Below are 17,690 nucleotides of genomic sequence, written 5' to 3' on the forward strand. Positions count from 1 at the left end.
TATTAACGTTGCCAAAGGCACCAATTCGACAACAATTAACACACAGTGAGCAACAATGAATAATGAATGGTTAAATGCCTATGTACTGCATAGACGCCCTTACAGGGAGACCAGCTATATTGTTGACTTTTTTACCTTAGAAGAAGGGCGTGTTAGTGCGGTAGCGAAAGGGGTGAAGAATAGTAAATCTGACAAGAAAAGCCTGCTTCAACCTTTTCAGCATCTTCGTTTACAGTTAAGCGGAAAGTCAGAGTTAAAAAACTTACGTCACGTTGAAAGCGTTTCGCCTTCCATCAACCTTGTGGGCACGGCGTTATTTTGCGCCATGTACGTTAACGAGCTAACTAATCGCGTTATGCCGGCAGGGCTTGCCAGCGATGGCGTTCACAACGCTTATGAAAATGCGCTGCTGTCCCTTCGTGATAATAGCGATATAGAAGTGACCTTGCGACAGTTCGAATTTGCACTGCTTGACGAAATGGGGCTACTGCCCGACTTTACTACTGACGTAGAATACGAAATGCCCATAGAAGAAACAGGCAGCTATAACTTTCAGATAGATGCGGGCTTTGTGCCTATTCCCGAAGATATGGCTGGTGCAAGGGGTATGCGAGGCTTTCCTGGACAAGCGCTGCTTAGTTTGTCACAGGGGGAATTTACGCCGCTTAGTAAAAAAGTGGCTAAGGTGCTTTGCCGGGACTTGCTGAAACCGCTAATTGGTGACAAGCCACTTAAAAGCCGCGAGCTTTTTATGCCCAAGCCGCGGTAATAGCATTAAATTATTTTCTCTTAACTCAAACGCTTAATAAGCACGTTCTACAAAAAAATTTGCTACAATTGCGACTTTCCTTAAAAGGGTATTTTTACCCTTAAAGCAACGTATTAAACAGGAAGAGCAGCCCTCTTCTATCGCTCTTACAGGCTAGGTGGTGAAATGAGCACGATTTTATTAGGCGTTAACATCGACCATATTGCAACGCTGCGCAATGCGCGCGGTACGCATTACCCAGATCCAGTGCACGCAGCGGATATTGCCGAGCGTGCAGGTGCAGATGGCATTACTGTTCATTTACGTGAAGACCGCCGTCACATTAAAGACCGCGATGTACGCATTTTAGCGCAGACCATTAATACCCGACTTAATTTGGAAATGGCGGTAACCGATGAAATGCTGGCCATTGCCGAAGAAGTGAAGCCTGTTTTTTGTTGCTTAGTACCAGAAAAGCGCGAAGAGCTGACTACCGAAGGTGGTCTTGATGTGGCAGGGAATTTTGACAACATCAAAGCGGCGTGCGAGCGACTCGCTAATGCGAACATTTTGGTGTCGCTATTTATTGATGCAGACAAAGCGCAAATTGACGCGGCCGCAGCATGTAACGCCCCTTATATTGAAATTCACACCGGTCAATATGCAGAAGCCACCAGCGAAGAAGAACAGCATAAAGAGCTAGCGCGTTTAGTTGAAGGCATTGAATACGCCGATAGCTTAGGACTTAAAGTGAATGCAGGTCACGGCTTGCACTATCACAATGTTAAGCCTATTGCGGCTATCCCTCAGTTAATCGAACTTAATATTGGCCACGCTATCATTGCTCGCGCCGCGTTTGATGGCCTTCATACGGCTGTAGCTGATATGCGTAAACTTATGCTAGAAGCACGAGCGGGCATTTAACCTTAGATTCAAAAGGGTGTAGATAACGTGGCGATTGCAGGGCTAGGTACTGACATTGTAGAGATAGCGCGACTTGGTAAAGGCGATGGTGCTAATGAACGCTTAGCCAAGCGAGTACTTACGCCTGCCGAGTGGCAGCAGTTCAGCGAACACGGTACGCCAGTCCGCTTCTTAGCCAAACGTTTTGCCGCCAAGGAAGCGGCAGTGAAGGCCCTTGGGACAGGGATTGGAAACGGGATCAGCTGGCAGCATATAGAAGTGCGCAATAACGATTTAGGTGCGCCAGAGCTTCATTTTTCTGGCGAGTTTGCTGCAATGTGCAAAAACCGAGGTATTACGCGAAGCGTGGTCAGTATTTCAGATGAGCAGCATTATGCTGTCGCCACCGTTATACTAGAGTCTGAATAGAGCAACTGTCCCTAACCCACGTGGGCGACTTCTATTTGGTGAGCGCGCGCAAAAACCTCTACTAACATCAAACCACGTAAAGCAAGTAACCGGAGTCACACTTGGCAAACCTTTTTAAACAATCTCGTAGCAAGCAAAAAGGCAAAACGTCGCTTACTGAGCGTGGCGCTTCCAAAAAAGGGAATGCCAGAGCCAACGCGCAGGTCGCAGGACTTCGATTTGGGAAAAGCAAAAAAGCAGCGGATACCAGTGAAAGTCAAAAGCCTAACACGGTCACCATTGAAGATTTGGACTGGATGGGCAATGGCGTAGTGCGCGGCAATCCGATGGTATTTGTGGAAGGTGCCCTTGTAGGAGAAACCTGCGACATAGAGATGGTATCTAGCAAAAAGAAAGTCATTAACGCTAAGGCGACAAACATTCACTCGCCAAGTGATGCAAGACAAGCGCCTTTTTGCCCTGTGTTTGATGCATGTGGTGGGTGTCAGCTACAGCACATAAAGCCTGACGCTGCCCTTGAGCAACGTGACCGTGCTCTTAAAGTGATGATGGAACGCCAGCTTTCAATGAAGCCACACGTTTGGCAAGCACCTTTAGCAGGGCCGCGCCCTCAATATCGCAGGAAAGCAAGACTGGCTATAGATGCCCGCAACCCCAATCAAATTAAGTTGGGCTTTCGTGAAGCAAATAGCAGTAACGTTATCAATGTAGAAACCTGCCCAATACTGGTCGACCCGCTATCTAAACTTATTGGCCCTTTACGAGATGCGCTTACAGGGTTCGAGTCAGCGCGTCATATTGGACATATCAGCCTTATTGCGGGCGACAACACCTCGCATCTTGTTATTAAACACACCAAAGCCCTTGAAGCTGAGCTTATTGATGCAGTGAGCGAATTGGTGAACACGAGTTCATCAGTTGGTGTCTACGGTATTGAATTAAAGCTTGAAAATAAGCAGGGGCAAATTCGCAGTGTGGGCCGTGGTACTGATATGGTGATGAACACGGTAAATGGCTGCTCAATTTCACCTAGTGCTAACGACTTTATTCAAATTAATAGAGTGGTTAACGAAAAAATGGTTAATCAGGCAATAGGTTGGCTAAACCCAAAGCCCAGCGAACGTATCGCTGATTGGTTTAGCGGGCTGGGCAATTTTACTTTACCTATTGCTAAGTTAGGTGCAAAGGTTCAGGCGGTAGAAGGTGTGGCAGAGATGGTGCGCCGCGCTAAAGACAATGCACAGCAACAGGGCATTGAAAATGTAGAGTGGCTGCATTTAGATTTGGCTGATAAGACCAACGTCGAGGCTTCATTACAGTTGGGCTTTGATAAGGTACTACTCGACCCCTCAAGAGAAGGGGCGTTGACCGTTTGTCATGCGCTTGTAAAAGCACTACCAAAAACGATAGTGTATGTTTCTTGCAACCCAAGTACGTTTTCTAGAGACGCGAAGGTGTTGATAGACGGAGGTTATGAAATGGAAAAAGCGGGCGTAGCAGAAATGTTCCCCTTCACCCATCACATGGAAATGATGGCCTTGTTTACGCGAAAGCAGCAGTAACGAGTAAAGGATATGGTATCGACAAGAAAGGTCCACCAAGCCGACCGACCACCCTTTGAAGCGTGGTTAGATAGCCTTGAGTTAAGTGTAGAAACAAAAGAAAAACTAAGTGCAGTGTCATCTATTCCCGAGCGACTGTTGGTTGGTCAGGAAATGGTTGAGATTTTGTGTCAGCTCAATATGGATGACGCAACGCTTCAGGCAGCCTTGGTTTTTCCATATTGCGAACAGCACGCCTTAAGTGAAGACGATATTTATGAAGAATTCGGCGGGGAAATACGCGACCTGATCGTTGGCGTGCGCCGAATGGATGCTATCAAGTCGTTACATGCGCGTAAAGTAAAAGGCTCTGGCTTTGCCGAAAAGTCGGACGAACAGCACATAGACAGTATTCGTCGTATGCTGCTGGCGATGGTAGAAGACGTGCGTGCCGTTGTGATCAAAATGGCAGAACGCATTTGTGCATTGCAGCAGGTTAAGAAAGCCGATGAAGAAACCCGCGTTATGGTGGCCCGCGAGTGCGCTAGCATCTATGCGCCATTGGCAAACCGTTTGGGCATTGGTCAGTTAAAGTGGGAGCTTGAAGACCTTGCGTTTCGCTATCTACACCCCATCACCTACAAGCAAATAGCTCATCAGCTTGACGGCAAGCGCCGAGAGCGTGCCGAGTACATAGAAACCATAGTAGGCGACTTGCAAGGCTTGCTTGATAGCGAAGAAATTCGCGCAGAGGTTTACGGCCGTCCTAAGCACATATTCAGCATTTGGAAAAAAATGCAGAAAAAGCGCCTTACGTTTGAGCAGCTTTTTGATATTCGTGCGGTGCGTATTATTGCCGAGCGACTTCAAGACTGTTACGCCGCGCTTGGTACGGTTCACGCCAGCTATAAGCACTTACCTAACGAGTTCGACGACTATATCGCAACCCCCAAACCTAACGGTTACCAGTCTATTCACACGGTTATCGTGGGGCCAGAAGGGAAGTCGGTTGAGATTCAAATTCGCACGCAGAAAATGCATCAGGATGCAGAACTGGGTGTGGCTGCACACTGGAAATATAAAGAGGGTAGCACGGGCAAGCAGTCAGGCTATGACGAGCGCATAAACTGGCTTCGCCGCATACTTGCGTGGCAAGAGGAAGTGGCCGAATCTGGCGATTTGGTTGAAGAGCTTCGCAGTCAGGTGTTTGACGATAGGGTGTACGTGTTTACACCCAAAGGCGATGTTATTGACCTTCCCCAAGGCGCTACGCCGCTTGATTTTGCTTACTATATTCACAGTAATGTGGGACATCGCTGTATTGGCGCAAAAGTGAATGGGCGAATAGTGCCTTTCACTTATTTACTGCAAAGTGGCGACCAGATAGAAGTACTTACCGGAAAAGAGCCAAATCCAAGCCGCGACTGGATGCACCCAGGTCTTGGCTATGTGCATTCATCACGGGCGCGTGCCACTATCCATTCCTTCTTTAAAAAGCAGGACAGAGATAAAAACCTTGCTGCCGGTAAAGAGCTGCTAGAACGCGAACTTCAGCGTGCCCACTTACCTGCCAAAGTACCCAATGAGGCATTTGAGAAGTTTAACTTACAAACCCTCGATGACTTGTACACTGCGGTAGGTGCCGGTGATGTGCGCGTTATGCAGGTGATTAACTTTATTCATCACTTGCAGGAGCCGCCAGCTCCAGAACCCGAAATTAGTCCTAAGGTTAAAACGCGCAAAACTGCGGCCGGATCAGGCAAAAAAGATGCAGTGGTGGTGCAGGGCGTGGGTCACTTAATGAGCCAGCTGGCGAACTGCTGTAAGCCGGTTCCCGGCGAAGCGATTTTAGGCTATATCACACAAGGCCGTGGTGTAAGCGTTCATAAAGAAAGCTGCGACCAGCTGCAACACTTGTTGTCACAGCACCCTGAGCGTCAGATAGAAGTGAATTGGTCACAAGAGCTTAAAGTAGGTTTTGAGACGGGTATTGATATATTTTGTCACGATAGAACTGGCCTGTTGCGCGATATTACCACGGTATTGGCGAATGAAAACGTGCCTCTTCTAGGCGTGAACAGCCTAAGTGATAAAAATAGACAGACGGCGCTTATCACTATTTCGATAGAGGTTCAGGACCTCGATACGGTGTCTAAAGTGTTAACCCGATTGCGACAGCTTAAAGGCGTGACCGATGCAAAACGCAAACAAAGCTAAGCTTAGCGAAATGCAGCGGCTGCTTAAAATTATGGCGCAGCTGCGCGACCCGCAATCTGGATGCCCGTGGGATGTAAAACAAACCATGGAAAGCCTAACTCGCTACACCATAGAAGAAGCCTACGAAGTGGCCGATGCTATTGCCAATGGTGATATGCACGACATTAAAGATGAGTTGGGTGATTTGCTCTTTCAAGTGGTGTTCTACGCACAGATAGCCAGTGAATCGCGTGCATTTTCTTTTGACGATGTGGCGAAAAGCATTAGCGATAAGCTGGTGCGTCGCCACCCTCATGTGTTTGCGAATGCGCTTGCATCTGAAGGCTCTGGCGATACAAATGAAAACGTCACGGTCGAACGTACCCAATTGAACGACAGTGCTTTAAACGCGCAGTGGGATGCTATCAAAGCCCAGGAAAAGCAGCTTAAAAAGCAGCGTTTAAAGCAAGACAACGAAGCAATAGAAAACAGTATTTTAGATAATGTGCCCAAAGGTATGCCAGCACTTATGTACGCGCAAAAGCTGCAGAATGCCTGTGCTAAGGTAGGATTTGATTGGCCTGATGCCGCACCTGTCATAGATAAAGTGCGTGAAGAAGTGGAAGAGATTCAGCAAGAGCTGGATTTCAAACAGCGAGCACAAGGGGCACTGAAGACTGGTGTTGTACCTTTAAACAGTGGCGTGCCCGACAACCAACAAGCAATTGAAGAAGAAATTGGTGATGCACTTTTTGCCATGGTTAACTTGGCAAGACATTGCAAGGTAGATGCTGATACCGCACTTAGAAACGCCAGTAACAAGTTTGCTAACCGTTTTAAAGGCGTAGAGCGCTTAGCGGCTGAACAGGGCGACAAGCTCGACGCGTTGACGCTTGATGAAATGGAAGCGCTGTGGCAGCAGGTTAAACAGTCGTCCGATAGGAAGTAGTTTATCCAGCTACAACTTCACCGTTGAGGCTGAAAATCAGCCAGATAGTAAGGTCTCGGATTTGCTCATCACTTTTGACCGGGCAAATGTTAGTACTACAAATTTAGATCAATGAAGGTGGAAACCTAGTTATTTTGGCGTATGGTTAAAAGGTAGGTTTGATTTACGACAAGGCTACATAGATCCATACTATCTAAAATGACTGTATAAATTTAGCACTTCGGAAAAGTGTTCAGCGGGTGTGTGGTCACAGCACCTACCAAGGAATCGGCTAGCATTGGGCGTTGGTATTTCATGAAAAAAGTACTGTATTTATCACTCGGGTTGTTTTTTACCCTTCTAGGTATTATTGGCGCATTCTTGCCGGTAATGCCAACAACTGTTTTTTTGATAGGTGCGCTTTTTTGTTTTACTCAATCTTCACCGCGCCTTGAAAACTGGTTACTTCAACACCCTAAATATGGCCCCAGTCTTGTTGCGTGGCGAAAACATGGAGCAATTTCGAAAAAAGTGAAATGCATAGCGTGCTGCAGTATGTTGGTGAGCTTTATTCTGGTTTGCCTGTTCGCATCAATGCCTATTCCTGCTTACATAGGCATAGGTCTATTTATGGGAATAGGCGCGTACTTTGTTGTTACACGCCCCAGCATGCCTGCTGTATAATTTCTCTATACAGAATTTAGTTACCTTCGGCAGTAGCGCACAGTTTATTCGAACTGCATTGCTAAGCGTTAGGTGACAGGTTTAAAAACCTTTAACGGTTTCTACCCAGTCGCTCGTGACTGCTTACCCATTCGTCTGCGACGACTGCAGAACCCAGCGACAGATCGCCGCACAATACAGTCGCAGCGACAATTTCCGCAAACTTATTTACGCTGCCCCTTTCTGTGCAGCCAAGTATGCTTAAACATTCGTTTTGTGTAGCTAAACCGGTTCCACCACCGTATGTAGCAACGATTAACGATGGAATAGTCACAGAGAAGTAGTAGTCTCCATTTGGCGTAATTTCAGCGTAGGTAAACCCCGCCGACGACTCCGCCACATTAGCGACATCTTGCCCGCAAGCGATAAACATGGCGGTAATACCGTTAGCGAAGTGGGCGCCGTTATTAACACTACCTGCCATTAGTGCGCCCATATTTGAATACTGGCGCTGTTTAAATAATGCTTCTGGCGGGCAATGCATAATGTCCGTCATTAGTTTTTTTGGCAGGGTTATTTCTGCTACAACGCGCTTTCCGCGGGTATGCAGCGAGTTTAAGTGCGAGTGCTTTTTATCGGTATCAAGGTTTGCAGCCAGCACAAAGTGTTCAATAGGGCCCGAGTAGTTTGCCTGTATCCACTCGCAGCCTGCTTTGGTAGCTTTGCTTACCATGTTTTGCCCAGCTGCATCACCGCAGGTGAAATTGAATCTTAGCCAGCGAAGCTTAGACGCAGCGTACTGCTCGATATCCCTTAGTTTGCCCACGCTGGTGGTGTTATCACTGGCGCGTTTGATGGCTTCAAAGTTTTGCTCAACCCATTTGCCAAATTCGAGGGCTTCTCTTGCGTTAGAAAACGCGAACATAGGCGCCCGCTGCATAGCATCGTCAATGACTGTGGTAGTTATGCCCCCAGCCTCTCTTGTTAAGCGCATGCCTCTACTGTAGCTGGCGGTCAAGGTGCCCTCTGTTGTTGCCATTGGAACGTAGAACTCACCTTTGGCGTGCTCTCCATTCACTAGCATTGGCCCTGCGAAGCCAATAGGTACCTGTGCAACACCGGCGAAGTTTTCTATGTTTCCCGACAATGTTTCAGGCGGGATAGAATAGTGTCCTAAGTGATTTAGCTGGGTGCCGGTTTCGCGCGCAATAAACTCGCGGCGTGTTCGGCTCATCTCTTGGGTATAGTCGTTGTCTGAGGAACGTGGGATTTTAGGCATTGGGCCACTCCTTTTTTCTTTCATAATAGGAGTGCTGATACCGAATGAGAACTGTTTACAATTTATACATGAGGATAAGTGCCACCTATGTATGCGCTTTTTATGTAGAAAGGCGTTAAATTCACCTTTCTACACGCAAAAAGCGGGGGGGTTGCTTATTTCGAACTCATAAGCGACGCGCAATAGCCCCGCATAAAGCAAATGATACTATGCTTTTTTATCCAATTTTGCCTGAAGTATAGCAATCTCTTCTCTACGTTTTTTATCGGCTAGAGGGCGGTTGGCTTTTTCAGGCGCGTTTTGAGCACGGATTAAGAACCCTTGGGCTTCTTCGTATTCACCATCGTCGAAAAGAAACTCAGCATAAAAGAAGTTTTGGTCCATACCTTCTGGGTTAATTTCTAATGCACGCTTAAATAATTGTTTTGCCTTCTTATCGCTTCCAAAGCTAACTGGCCAGCCTGGTACTTTATGATAAAGTGCCGCTAATACAGTGAGTGCCGTCCCCTCTAATACCGTTTCCTCTTTTTCAATGGCACGTTCTAAGTTTTCCTTTGCACTTTCAGCAAAGTCCAGGGCACCTAAACCGCCTTTCGCACTGGCTGTACTTGATTGAGAGATAGCTAGCCAGGTCAGTGCTTCAGCGCTATTTTCTGATTGCTCGACTAACACTTTCGCCTGCGCTATCAGTGCAGAAAATGCTTCTAACTGGGCTTCACCTTCAAGCTCATAGTTCGTCTTTGCCCACGCGTGTTGCAACGGCAGTAAATCAGGGGTGCTTGCATGAACCGTAAATATCGACAACGTAGTAAGAAGGATGAATAGAAAAGGAGAGAAGAAGTTCTTTTTCTGCATGAAAAGTCGCCTTTATAAGGTAGAAGTAGTTAGGAATAAACGAGATAACTCGAAGAAATTGTTAGTAATTTCATGAATTATCGTTGAATCGGCGGCTAATCTAACGGTATTTGCAGCGAAAATCTAATACTTGTTGAAAATGGAAAGGCAATAAGAGCATTGCCTTTCCCTGTATACCTTTAGGGTGACTAACTTTTTCTCGCTATTTTCGCTTCCAATAAAGCGATCTCTCTTTTGCGACCTGAATCTGCAATAGGACGATCTGCGCGCGCTGGGGCGTCGAGCGCTTTCTTGACAAACTTGAGCGCTTGCTCGTAATTTCCATTATCGAACAAGTACTCGGCGTAGAAATAGTTGGGGTCTATCCCGTCAGGGTTTATTTCAAGTGCATGCTTCAGCAATTTCTCAGCTTTTTTGTCGTTACCAAAGCTAATAGGCCAACCCGGAAGCTTATGGTACAGCACGCCTAGACTGGTCATCGCTGAGCCCGAGAGTGCATTTTCATCTAGTCGCATTGCATGTTCGAAACTCTTACGAGCATCCTTTGCGTAGTCCAGAGCACCAAGTCCTCCCTTGGCACCGGCTGTACTGGATTGAATTATGCCTTGCCAAATCAATAACTCAGGGTTATTGGGTTCTGCCTTTACGAAAGATTTAGCGGTATTAATAAGGGCGACGAATGCTTTTTCCTTTTCTGCATCATCAAGTTCGTAGTTAATATGTGCCCATTGATGCTGAAGTGTCTTTAAAGGGCTGGTAGCTGTTTCGCTTAAGGCTGATGTCGGCGCTGTACTTTCTGTGACTTCGTTAGCTTGAGCCATAGCAGTGTGACTTAATGCCAGACCGAGTCCCAGAATTACCGTGGTGCTAAGCGTGGTTAATTTCTTCATGATAATGTCCTTGTGTTAAACCAGCTTGTTACCCAGGCGGGTATCGTTTTGAGCGCTGGTCTGTTTGTCTTGTGATTGCGTTTTTTGAAAGGCATGGCGTTTAATTGTTGGAAGTTTCTTTGCCAACGCATTGTCAACAACACTGGGAACTAGTGCGTTAAGCTTGGCAAACAAGCGTTCAGCACGTCCGAGCGCGACCCTTGGCAAATTGTTTTCTAACTGTTTAATGAATGCTTGCGCTACTGCATCAGGCTCGTCTGTCTGGTTGCCTAATGCGTCGTTTAGCGCAATAGCGCGTTGGTCGTTTATGTCGGTGCGCGTTGCACGTGGCGCTAGATAATGAAATTTGATTTTGCTATCGCTGAATTCTCTGTGCATAGCTTCCGTCCAGCCTTTCAACGCGAATTTAGTTGCGCAGTAGGTTCCGTGCGCAGCAAAACCGATACCTCCAAAAGCAGAGCCTACATTCACAATGTGCGCAGACGGTCTACGTTCTAGTAACGGCAGCAGGCGTTGTGTTAGTAGCATGGGTGCCAGCATATTTGTCGACACAATCGACTCGATAGGGGTGCCCTCAAACTCGCCAACATAGGTAATGCCGGCATTGTTAACCAGGATACTTAAAGGAAGTCGTTGGCAGGCACTTACTACTCTATCTCTGCCTTCATCTGACGTAATGTCAGCCACAATGGCAGTATGATGAAGGGTTAAATTTTGTTGCAGCTGTTCGAGCTTCGCCTTACTTCTGCCAGTTAGGATAATGTGTGCGCCTTTTTCATCAAGCGCTTTGGCTATTGCTTTACCAATACCGCCAGTAGCACCTGTAAGAAGTACCACTTGATTACGCCACTCAATATTCATTGTATTTACCTTAACGTGTTAGCCGTTTACCTCAGGAGATAAGCACCAGAAGTACACCCTTGAATTTAAGCAACCTGCTCCAAGCCGTGTTCGGGTGTTAATTCGCGAAAGATATCTCCGTATAAGCGATAAAATATGTTCGCGCTGTGAATGATCATTTGTTGCTCTTTGGGGTCGGTAATTTTGTTCATAAGCCCTTCAAAGAAAACAATGTGCTCTTGGTCTAGCGCACCGTGAGAGGTAAGGTATTTAAATGCTGATTTAGGCAGTGATAACTTGTCTTTGATTTGTTTTGCAGCGGCGTCGGCAAGCGCGATACTTGTGCCCTCTAAAACGAATACCATGCCGAAGAAATACAGTGGACTTTTGCGTGCTATTGCATCAAAAGCATAGGCAACCATTAATTCGGTGGCGGGTGCAGGCTGACTTATCCTCGCCTGTTCTTTATCAACGCCACAGGCTGCAAGGTCGTTAAGGATCCACTCCTGGTGACCCATTTCTTCTTCAATGTATTCACCAATTGCTTCTCTTAGCCACTCTTTATCTTCGTTGAGTTTGGCACCTGTAGCCATAAGCAGTGGAACAGTAAACTTAACGTGGTGATAGGCCTGTTGAAGAAAGGCAATATAGTCGTTTAGGTTAAAATCACCGTTAAAACAGCGTTGTATAATCGGCGCCTGTAAGAATGTCTCTCTGGCATGCTCGGTGTTGCTTTGAAGTTGCTGATAGAAATCCATAAATTATTCCTTGATAACAAATTGAGAAGAAGATGCTGTTGTACTTTGAACGCTGTACTGGTGTTGGTCTTGGCCCTGGTAGAGCATGTCTAAGTTGGTCGCGTAGCGGGCAATTATTGCGTCACGCTTCAGTTTTCCCGTTGGGGTAAGCAGTTGGTTTTCTGGCGTACAAAGACCGATGGTCGCGAAATTAACAACTTGCGCATAGTCAGGTAACTGCTTATTGATAAGCGCCACGGTGCTTTGAATCTGTGTATTAGAAATAGTATTGGAAGCGGGTACGAGGAGCGCGACACAGTAGGGTTTAGCTTCGCAATACACCAAAGCCTGTCTAAACAGTCCTGTTCCCAGCAATAAAGATTCAATCCACTCTGGCGATACATTTCTGCCAAAGCTGTTCACCATTATGTTTTTTATACGCCCATTCAGCGTAAGTGTGTTGTCAGAAAAAACGCCTAAATCGCCGGTTCTGACCTGGGTCGGATAAAATGAGGAAGGTTGATTCAGATAGCCCAGAAAGTGGTTGCCTGTAACTACAATTTCACCCTCTTCGATGTGCAGTTGATTATGGCCAAGCGTTTTTCCGGCACTGCCCATCGTATTGCAATTGGGCGTGTTCAATGTTGATACTGATACCGCCTCAGATAAGCCATAACCTTCAAATACTGGTAGTCCCTTCGCTTGAGCTTGCGCCAGCAAAGTGGGCGATACATGCGCACCGCCAACAGCAATGAACATTAGTGATGAAGGCGGTGTCCAGCCCTGATTACATGCCTGTACTAGCACCATTAGTAAGTCGGGCACCAAGATCACAGACGTTGGTTGAACGCGGTCTATCAGTGAGAGCAGTGCATTTGGGTTGACGAGTTTGCTCCCTTGAAATCCGCGCTCAGACGCCGTGGCTAAATAAACCGTGCCGCCGTGGTATAGAGGGGCGTATACGCCGGCAATATTCTCAAGTAGAGTAGACAATGGCAGCAAACATAGGTGGTTAACTATTTCCGGTTGAACTGCACGCTCAATAGAATAGGCAACTTTCCATTGTGATTCAGTTGACAGGCATACGCCTTTCGGTGAACCCGTAGAGCCTGAAGTAAAGGTTATTTTGTTAGTACCTAAAGGCATATATACACGAGCGTCATGTTTGAGCGGATGAGCGACAATGTCGTTTTCGCTATCAATAACTGTCGGAGACTCACTCCATTCACTTAGTTCGCCACCGCGATTGGTCAACAAAAAGTGACACTGGCTCTCATTTAATACATGTTCTTGTTGGGAAGCGCTAAAAAATAGCGGAACGGGGACGCAGCAGACGTTAGCCTGTTGGCAGGCTAAATCAGCAATCACCCATGCAAAGCTATTGTCAAAGGCAATGCCCACCCTCTCGGCATTGTGGTTTATTATCCAGCTTGCGAGGTTCTCGACGGCGCTCAAAAGGGCGCGGTAAGTCATTGAACCGTCTTTGCATTTCAGCGCAACGTCATCTTCGTGCCCGTTTATATACTGATTAAGCAACATACGCCGTTTCCTTCTTGGTGCACATACTTTGCGTCAACGCATCCACATTTTCGGAAATAAGCTCAATTGCTCTTTGGTAATGAGCATTTAGTTCAGGGCATCCAATGATGTGTTGGGTTACGTGATTTAGCGACAGGGCAGTAACCGAAGGAGCGGTATCATAGTAGGTACCCCAGTCATCGCTATTTCCTTTAAGTTTTGATGCATCAGCTCTAACAAGGGGGAGGAGCTGAATACCCGCGCCCAAGAGTAAAGCGGTGAGTTGTGAAGTCGCACTGAAAACCAGGTATTTGCTACCACATCGTCTTAAAACGAAGAACAGGGCAAATAATAAGGGGAGGGTATAGCGCGATGCACTGCTAAAAAGGTTACCAACTTCAGCAATATGCGCTCTGTTTACGGTTATCCCTTGTAAGGTGAGGGCAGTTTCTACCGAAGTGTTAAGGTATTGCTCTATAAAAAGAGAATTATACTCACCATCATGTGCGGCAAATCTTGCGCCTGCGGCGGCTTTAACTCCATTAGCTTCAATAGCAAACAGCATAGGCATAAAAGAAGTCACTCGTGCGTTGTAGCGAGCTTTAAAACCACTTGCTATAAACGCTTCAATGCGGCGACGGGCATTATGTCCATGTTTTGCCTCGATAAAGGTTATAGCGGGCTTTTCCTTTGAGACAATCGCAGATTGCTTACCAGCAACCTGGGTTGGAACAGAAGCTAAAACGTAACTCATAAACATGCTCATTGGTTTTGCGATGTTATGAGTATTAACGCGAGACCTTAAGAGAACCTTAAGTGTGAAAAATTTTTATAAAGGTTAATGTTAAGAACGCCCAAGCCATTTAATTGCTTGAGCCTTTATAGCTGTTAAAAACTGGGCCGTTAGTCGGTAAATCACAGGTAGCGCTTGCAGCACTGGCAGGAAGCAATAACCATTCGTCACGGTGGGCTATGCCCAGTGAAGTTGCTTGTGACAAGTCTACACATTGAAACTTGTAGTCACTTGGAACTAACAAAAAGCGTTGACGTATTGGGGGACTAATCCGCTGGCCTGAAGCTTTTGTTAGCCCGCGGGAAGGCTCGGAAGTATCAGTTAGCCAAGCCCACGCTGTACCGTTTTCTAGCTCTTTAGGGGTATGGTAACCAAAATGAGTCATTTGAAAGGGTGAAAAAAGCAAATACTGTTCTTTAAAGCTGACTATCCCTACCTCGAAGGCAGTTGAATCCTTTGTCAACATATCACTTATCTGGCTTTCTGCATTTTGAAGGACTATACGGGGAGTACGGTAGTCATTTAGCAGCCATGCTCCGAATGTGGAAGGGATTACAGTTAAAATGAAAAGCCATGAAAGTAATTGGCGGGCGAGTAATTCTCCATCCCCTGCGTTGCGCTTTTTATTGTAAACATAGTAGACGATATGAGTACAAAGCCCAGCGAAACCGAGTACAAGTAATACTATGCTTAAACGAACAAGGGTTTCGCTGTCGCTGTCAAAGCGCGTAATCAACTTACTGGCGATGGGTTCGTGAAACAGCAGTGCTAAGCCAGCAATCAATAAAGCGCCAGAGATTAACGAAGTCACTGCGCGCGCAAACAGCGCTAATCCTCTTGATACAGTTGAATTTGCAAGTATCAGACCTGCAATCATGCTCAACGCTGGCAGTGCCGGTAGAACATAAACACCACGTTTACCTGGACTGATACTAAAAAAAATGACGACTAATATTACCCATATCAACAATGATGAGTAAGCGGGGTTGTGAATAAGTACATCTTTTAACGACTTAGTTTTTGATACAAGTATGGCAATTGGAGTTATCCAAAATAGAGGAATAACTTCAACAATATAGTAATACCAGGGCTCTATGTGGTGCCAGGCATTGGCATATCGCTCAGCCGTTTGTTTAAACAAAATATTCGACAAGTATTGTTGTATTTGAGGCTCTTGTTTTATCAAACCAATATAAAGCAGAGGTGCAAGCCACATCGCCACAACTGATAGCATGACTAAGGGGCCAAACAACATGCGCAATGACCACTTACCGTGATGTGAGCCGCTAGTAAATGCGAAAAACGCAATGGGAATAAACAAAAGAATAGGTAAAAAGCCAACGCCTTTCGTTATGATGCCAAGCCCCATAAAGAACCATGCTGTAAAGTACCATCGCCAACTAACACGCACGTAAAAGTGCTGAATGAACCCGTAGACGCCAATCCAAATAAAACAGGCGACAAGGGCATCGATTTGAGCAAATTTGGCTTGAATGAGGAACTGGGGGCTCAGTAGAAGTACGAGCATACTCAACATCGCCGCTTTTTCGCTGGCAAGTCGTAGCGATAGGTTGTAGGTTAGCCCCAAAGTGACAAGGCTTGCGATTGCGTTAGGCAGGAGCATAGCCACCTTCAAGCTACCCGTTATAAGGTAAAAGAAGGCAATACACCACATAAACACAGGAGGCTTGTCCGGATAAATTTCGCCACCGCGCATGGGCACAAGCCACTGTCCGCTGTTCACCATCTCTTTTGCGACCAATGCGAATCGAGGCTCATCGGGGGGCCAAGCATCTCTGAAACCCAGACCAACAAATATCAGAGCACAGGCAAAAAAGAACAGGGTAGATGCATGGCTATTTGAGTTAAGCACAAGCCTCACGACGGCTCACTCCTACGAGAAATGCCTGATAAGGATAGAAGTAGAAGAAGGCTTATGATCAAGCCACCTATTTGTAAAGGCTGTTCAAGGGAACTGACAAAGCGAGAACCGCTTCCAAGTAAAGTAAACAAAAAAGTTTGAGGCGCAAAGCCGATTGCACTTGCAGTAATAAACGGGACAAACGGAACGCTTAGCACTCCTGCGACAGCGTTTGTGATTAGGTTGGAGCCAACAGGGAATAAACGAACAATTAGCACATTGCGAAAACTTCGCTTGGCCAGTTTGTTTTCAACAGGCTTTAATTTTGTGCCTAAAAGACGGATGGCAAGTGAGCGCAGAGGGCCATTTGCTAATGCGTAGGCTATGCATGCAGACAATACCGTTAGCAACAAGGCAATTAATCCTCCCTGCAATGCGCCAAAGCCCACTCCGCAAAAAAAACTGACAGCCTGACGGGGAAAACCCATGGTTAAAAGTACAACACAACCACTCAGTATCATGCACAGCGATTGCCAATTTAAATTTGAAGTATAGGCATTCAACCAATCTGTATCATCACCGTGCTTCCATACTTCACCAGTGACCTCAAACGACACATAGCAGACAAGCGCGATGCTTGCTGCCCCGATGAAAAACTGGATGAAGCTTTTGAGGCGGCGAATATTAGTCTTCATGACCCATTCCGCTGGCAATGTGATTAAGCTTATTTCTGTACATTAGCCATCTAACGCCAAGCATATCGATGATCCCTGCCCAGCCACGATTCCATGCTGTGTAATTTGATTTACCTTCTAAGCGCGCGCGATGATTGACCGATACACATACCACTTCTCCCCCAAGTCTTTTAGTTAAAGCGGGAATATATCGGTGCATATGGTCGAAGTAGGGCAAAAGTAAAAAGGTACTTCTTGGGAGGAGTTTCAAGCCACAGCCCGTGTCTGGTGTGTCGTCTTGTAGGATCCACTGGCGAACACGATTGGCAACTTTAGACTGAAATCGCTTCCACGGGGTATCTTTTCGCTTTTTTCGATGTCCGATAACGCAGAAGTGCCCTGCATTAGTCTCTTTAGCTGCGCGAATCAGTCGCGGTATATCAGCAGGATCGTTTTGCCCATCAGCATCAAGGGTGATGATCCACTTTCCTTTTGCCTGTAAAACGCCGTGAAAAACCGAAGTGCTTTGACCGCAGCTCATAGGGTGGACGATGACACGACAACTTACCGGCAAGGTGCTTGAAAGGTTATGCAGCAAGGCTAGGGAGTCGTCGCTGCTACCGTCATCAACAACAATAATTTCTGTTGTTGTACTTGGAACCACTTCTGCAATTTCTCGTAACAAAGCAGAAAGGTTTTTGGCTTCATTTTTAGCAGGTAAAACAACACTGACGTCAAACTGGTGCATAAGAATATTTGGTAAATCATCGAATGACGTGCACTTTAAATGTTGAACCTTAAGGAAAGCTTAAGTTAGGCGCTAAAGTGCAAACTT

The 17,690-nt window shown here is 46.3% G+C and carries 17 protein-coding genes; 7 read left to right on the forward strand and 10 right to left on the reverse strand.

Annotated elements, in window-relative coordinates; genetic code table 11:
- The first annotated feature begins 55 nt into the window (after positions 1-55).
- The 7 genes from recO (at position 56) to F0261_RS14780 (ending at position 7,429) form a co-directional block, all read left to right on the forward strand.
- Positions 56-769, forward strand: a complete 714-nt coding sequence (recO, locus tag F0261_RS14750; RefSeq protein WP_061439573.1) for a DNA repair protein RecO — start codon at positions 56-58, stop codon at positions 767-769.
- A 165-nt stretch (positions 770-934) separates the two neighbouring features.
- A complete protein-coding gene (gene pdxJ / locus F0261_RS14755; RefSeq protein WP_061439574.1) occupies positions 935-1,672 on the forward strand; it encodes a pyridoxine 5'-phosphate synthase in 738 nt (245 codons plus the stop codon).
- Between the two features lie 27 nt (positions 1,673-1,699).
- Positions 1,700-2,080, forward strand: coding sequence for a holo-ACP synthase (gene acpS / locus F0261_RS14760; RefSeq protein ID WP_014948318.1), 381 nt, complete (start codon positions 1,700-1,702; stop codon positions 2,078-2,080).
- A gap of 101 nt (positions 2,081-2,181) precedes the next feature.
- On the forward strand, positions 2,182-3,642 hold the full coding sequence (gene rlmD / locus F0261_RS14765) for a 23S rRNA (uracil(1939)-C(5))-methyltransferase RlmD (RefSeq protein ID WP_061439576.1): 1,461 nt from the start codon (positions 2,182-2,184) through the stop codon (positions 3,640-3,642).
- A 12-nt stretch (positions 3,643-3,654) separates the two neighbouring features.
- The gene (gene relA / locus F0261_RS14770) at positions 3,655-5,838 is read left to right on the forward strand and encodes a GTP diphosphokinase (protein WP_049586138.1); all 2,184 of its coding nucleotides are present in this window, start codon (positions 3,655-3,657) and stop codon (positions 5,836-5,838) included.
- Positions 5,816-6,766 (forward strand): nucleoside triphosphate pyrophosphohydrolase, encoded by a 951-nt coding sequence (mazG, locus tag F0261_RS14775; protein ID WP_171338341.1) that lies wholly within the window; start codon positions 5,816-5,818, stop codon positions 6,764-6,766. The genes relA and mazG overlap by 23 nt, the downstream gene beginning before the upstream one ends.
- A gap of 294 nt (positions 6,767-7,060) precedes the next feature.
- Positions 7,061-7,429 carry a YbaN family protein gene (locus F0261_RS14780; RefSeq protein WP_061094246.1) on the forward strand — a complete coding sequence of 123 codons (369 nt, stop codon included), beginning with the start codon at positions 7,061-7,063 and terminating at the stop codon, positions 7,427-7,429.
- Between the two features lie 91 nt (positions 7,430-7,520).
- Here F0261_RS14780 and F0261_RS14785 read toward each other — a convergent pair whose 3' ends face one another.
- The 10 genes from F0261_RS14785 to F0261_RS14830 form a co-directional block, all read right to left on the reverse strand.
- Positions 7,521-8,687, reverse strand: a complete 1,167-nt coding sequence (locus tag F0261_RS14785) for a hydroxymethylglutaryl-CoA reductase (protein WP_081106061.1) — start codon at positions 8,685-8,687, stop codon at positions 7,521-7,523.
- Positions 8,688-8,894: 207 nt separating this feature from the next.
- Entirely contained in the window at positions 8,895-9,542 is a 648-nt protein-coding gene (locus tag F0261_RS14790; protein WP_171338342.1) for a hypothetical protein, read from the reverse strand.
- 188 nt (positions 9,543-9,730) lie between these two features.
- Positions 9,731-10,432 carry a tetratricopeptide repeat protein gene (locus tag F0261_RS14795; protein WP_171338343.1) on the reverse strand — a complete coding sequence of 234 codons (702 nt, stop codon included), beginning with the start codon at positions 10,430-10,432 and terminating at the stop codon, positions 9,731-9,733.
- 15 nt (positions 10,433-10,447) lie between these two features.
- A complete protein-coding gene (locus tag F0261_RS14800) occupies positions 10,448-11,293 on the reverse strand; it encodes an SDR family oxidoreductase (RefSeq protein ID WP_014978374.1) in 846 nt (281 codons plus the stop codon).
- Positions 11,294-11,358: 65 nt separating this feature from the next.
- Positions 11,359-12,030 (reverse strand): TenA family transcriptional regulator, encoded by a 672-nt coding sequence (locus F0261_RS14805; RefSeq protein ID WP_014978375.1) that lies wholly within the window; start codon positions 12,028-12,030, stop codon positions 11,359-11,361.
- Between the two features lie 3 nt (positions 12,031-12,033).
- Complete coding sequence (locus tag F0261_RS14810) at positions 12,034-13,548, reverse strand: AMP-binding protein (RefSeq protein WP_014978376.1); 1,515 nt, start codon at positions 13,546-13,548, stop codon at positions 12,034-12,036.
- A complete protein-coding gene (locus F0261_RS14815; protein WP_171338344.1) occupies positions 13,538-14,281 on the reverse strand; it encodes a thermostable hemolysin in 744 nt (247 codons plus the stop codon). Before F0261_RS14815 ends, F0261_RS14810 begins: the two co-directional genes overlap by 11 nt.
- A gap of 109 nt (positions 14,282-14,390) precedes the next feature.
- The gene (locus F0261_RS14820; protein ID WP_171338345.1) at positions 14,391-16,202 is read right to left on the reverse strand and encodes a glycosyltransferase family 39 protein; all 1,812 of its coding nucleotides are present in this window, start codon (positions 16,200-16,202) and stop codon (positions 14,391-14,393) included.
- Positions 16,199-16,876, reverse strand: a complete 678-nt coding sequence (locus F0261_RS14825) for a TVP38/TMEM64 family protein (protein WP_171338346.1) — start codon at positions 16,874-16,876, stop codon at positions 16,199-16,201. Before F0261_RS14825 ends, F0261_RS14820 begins: the two co-directional genes overlap by 4 nt.
- Positions 16,866-17,603 (reverse strand): glycosyltransferase family 2 protein, encoded by a 738-nt coding sequence (locus F0261_RS14830; RefSeq protein ID WP_171338347.1) that lies wholly within the window; start codon positions 17,601-17,603, stop codon positions 16,866-16,868. The genes F0261_RS14825 and F0261_RS14830 overlap by 11 nt, the downstream gene beginning before the upstream one ends.
- Between the last annotated feature and the right edge of the window lie 87 nt (positions 17,604-17,690).

It is taken from the genome of Alteromonas sp. 07-89-2 (genome assembly GCF_013113925.1).
Classification (GTDB): domain Bacteria; phylum Pseudomonadota; class Gammaproteobacteria; order Enterobacterales; family Alteromonadaceae; genus Alteromonas; species Alteromonas macleodii.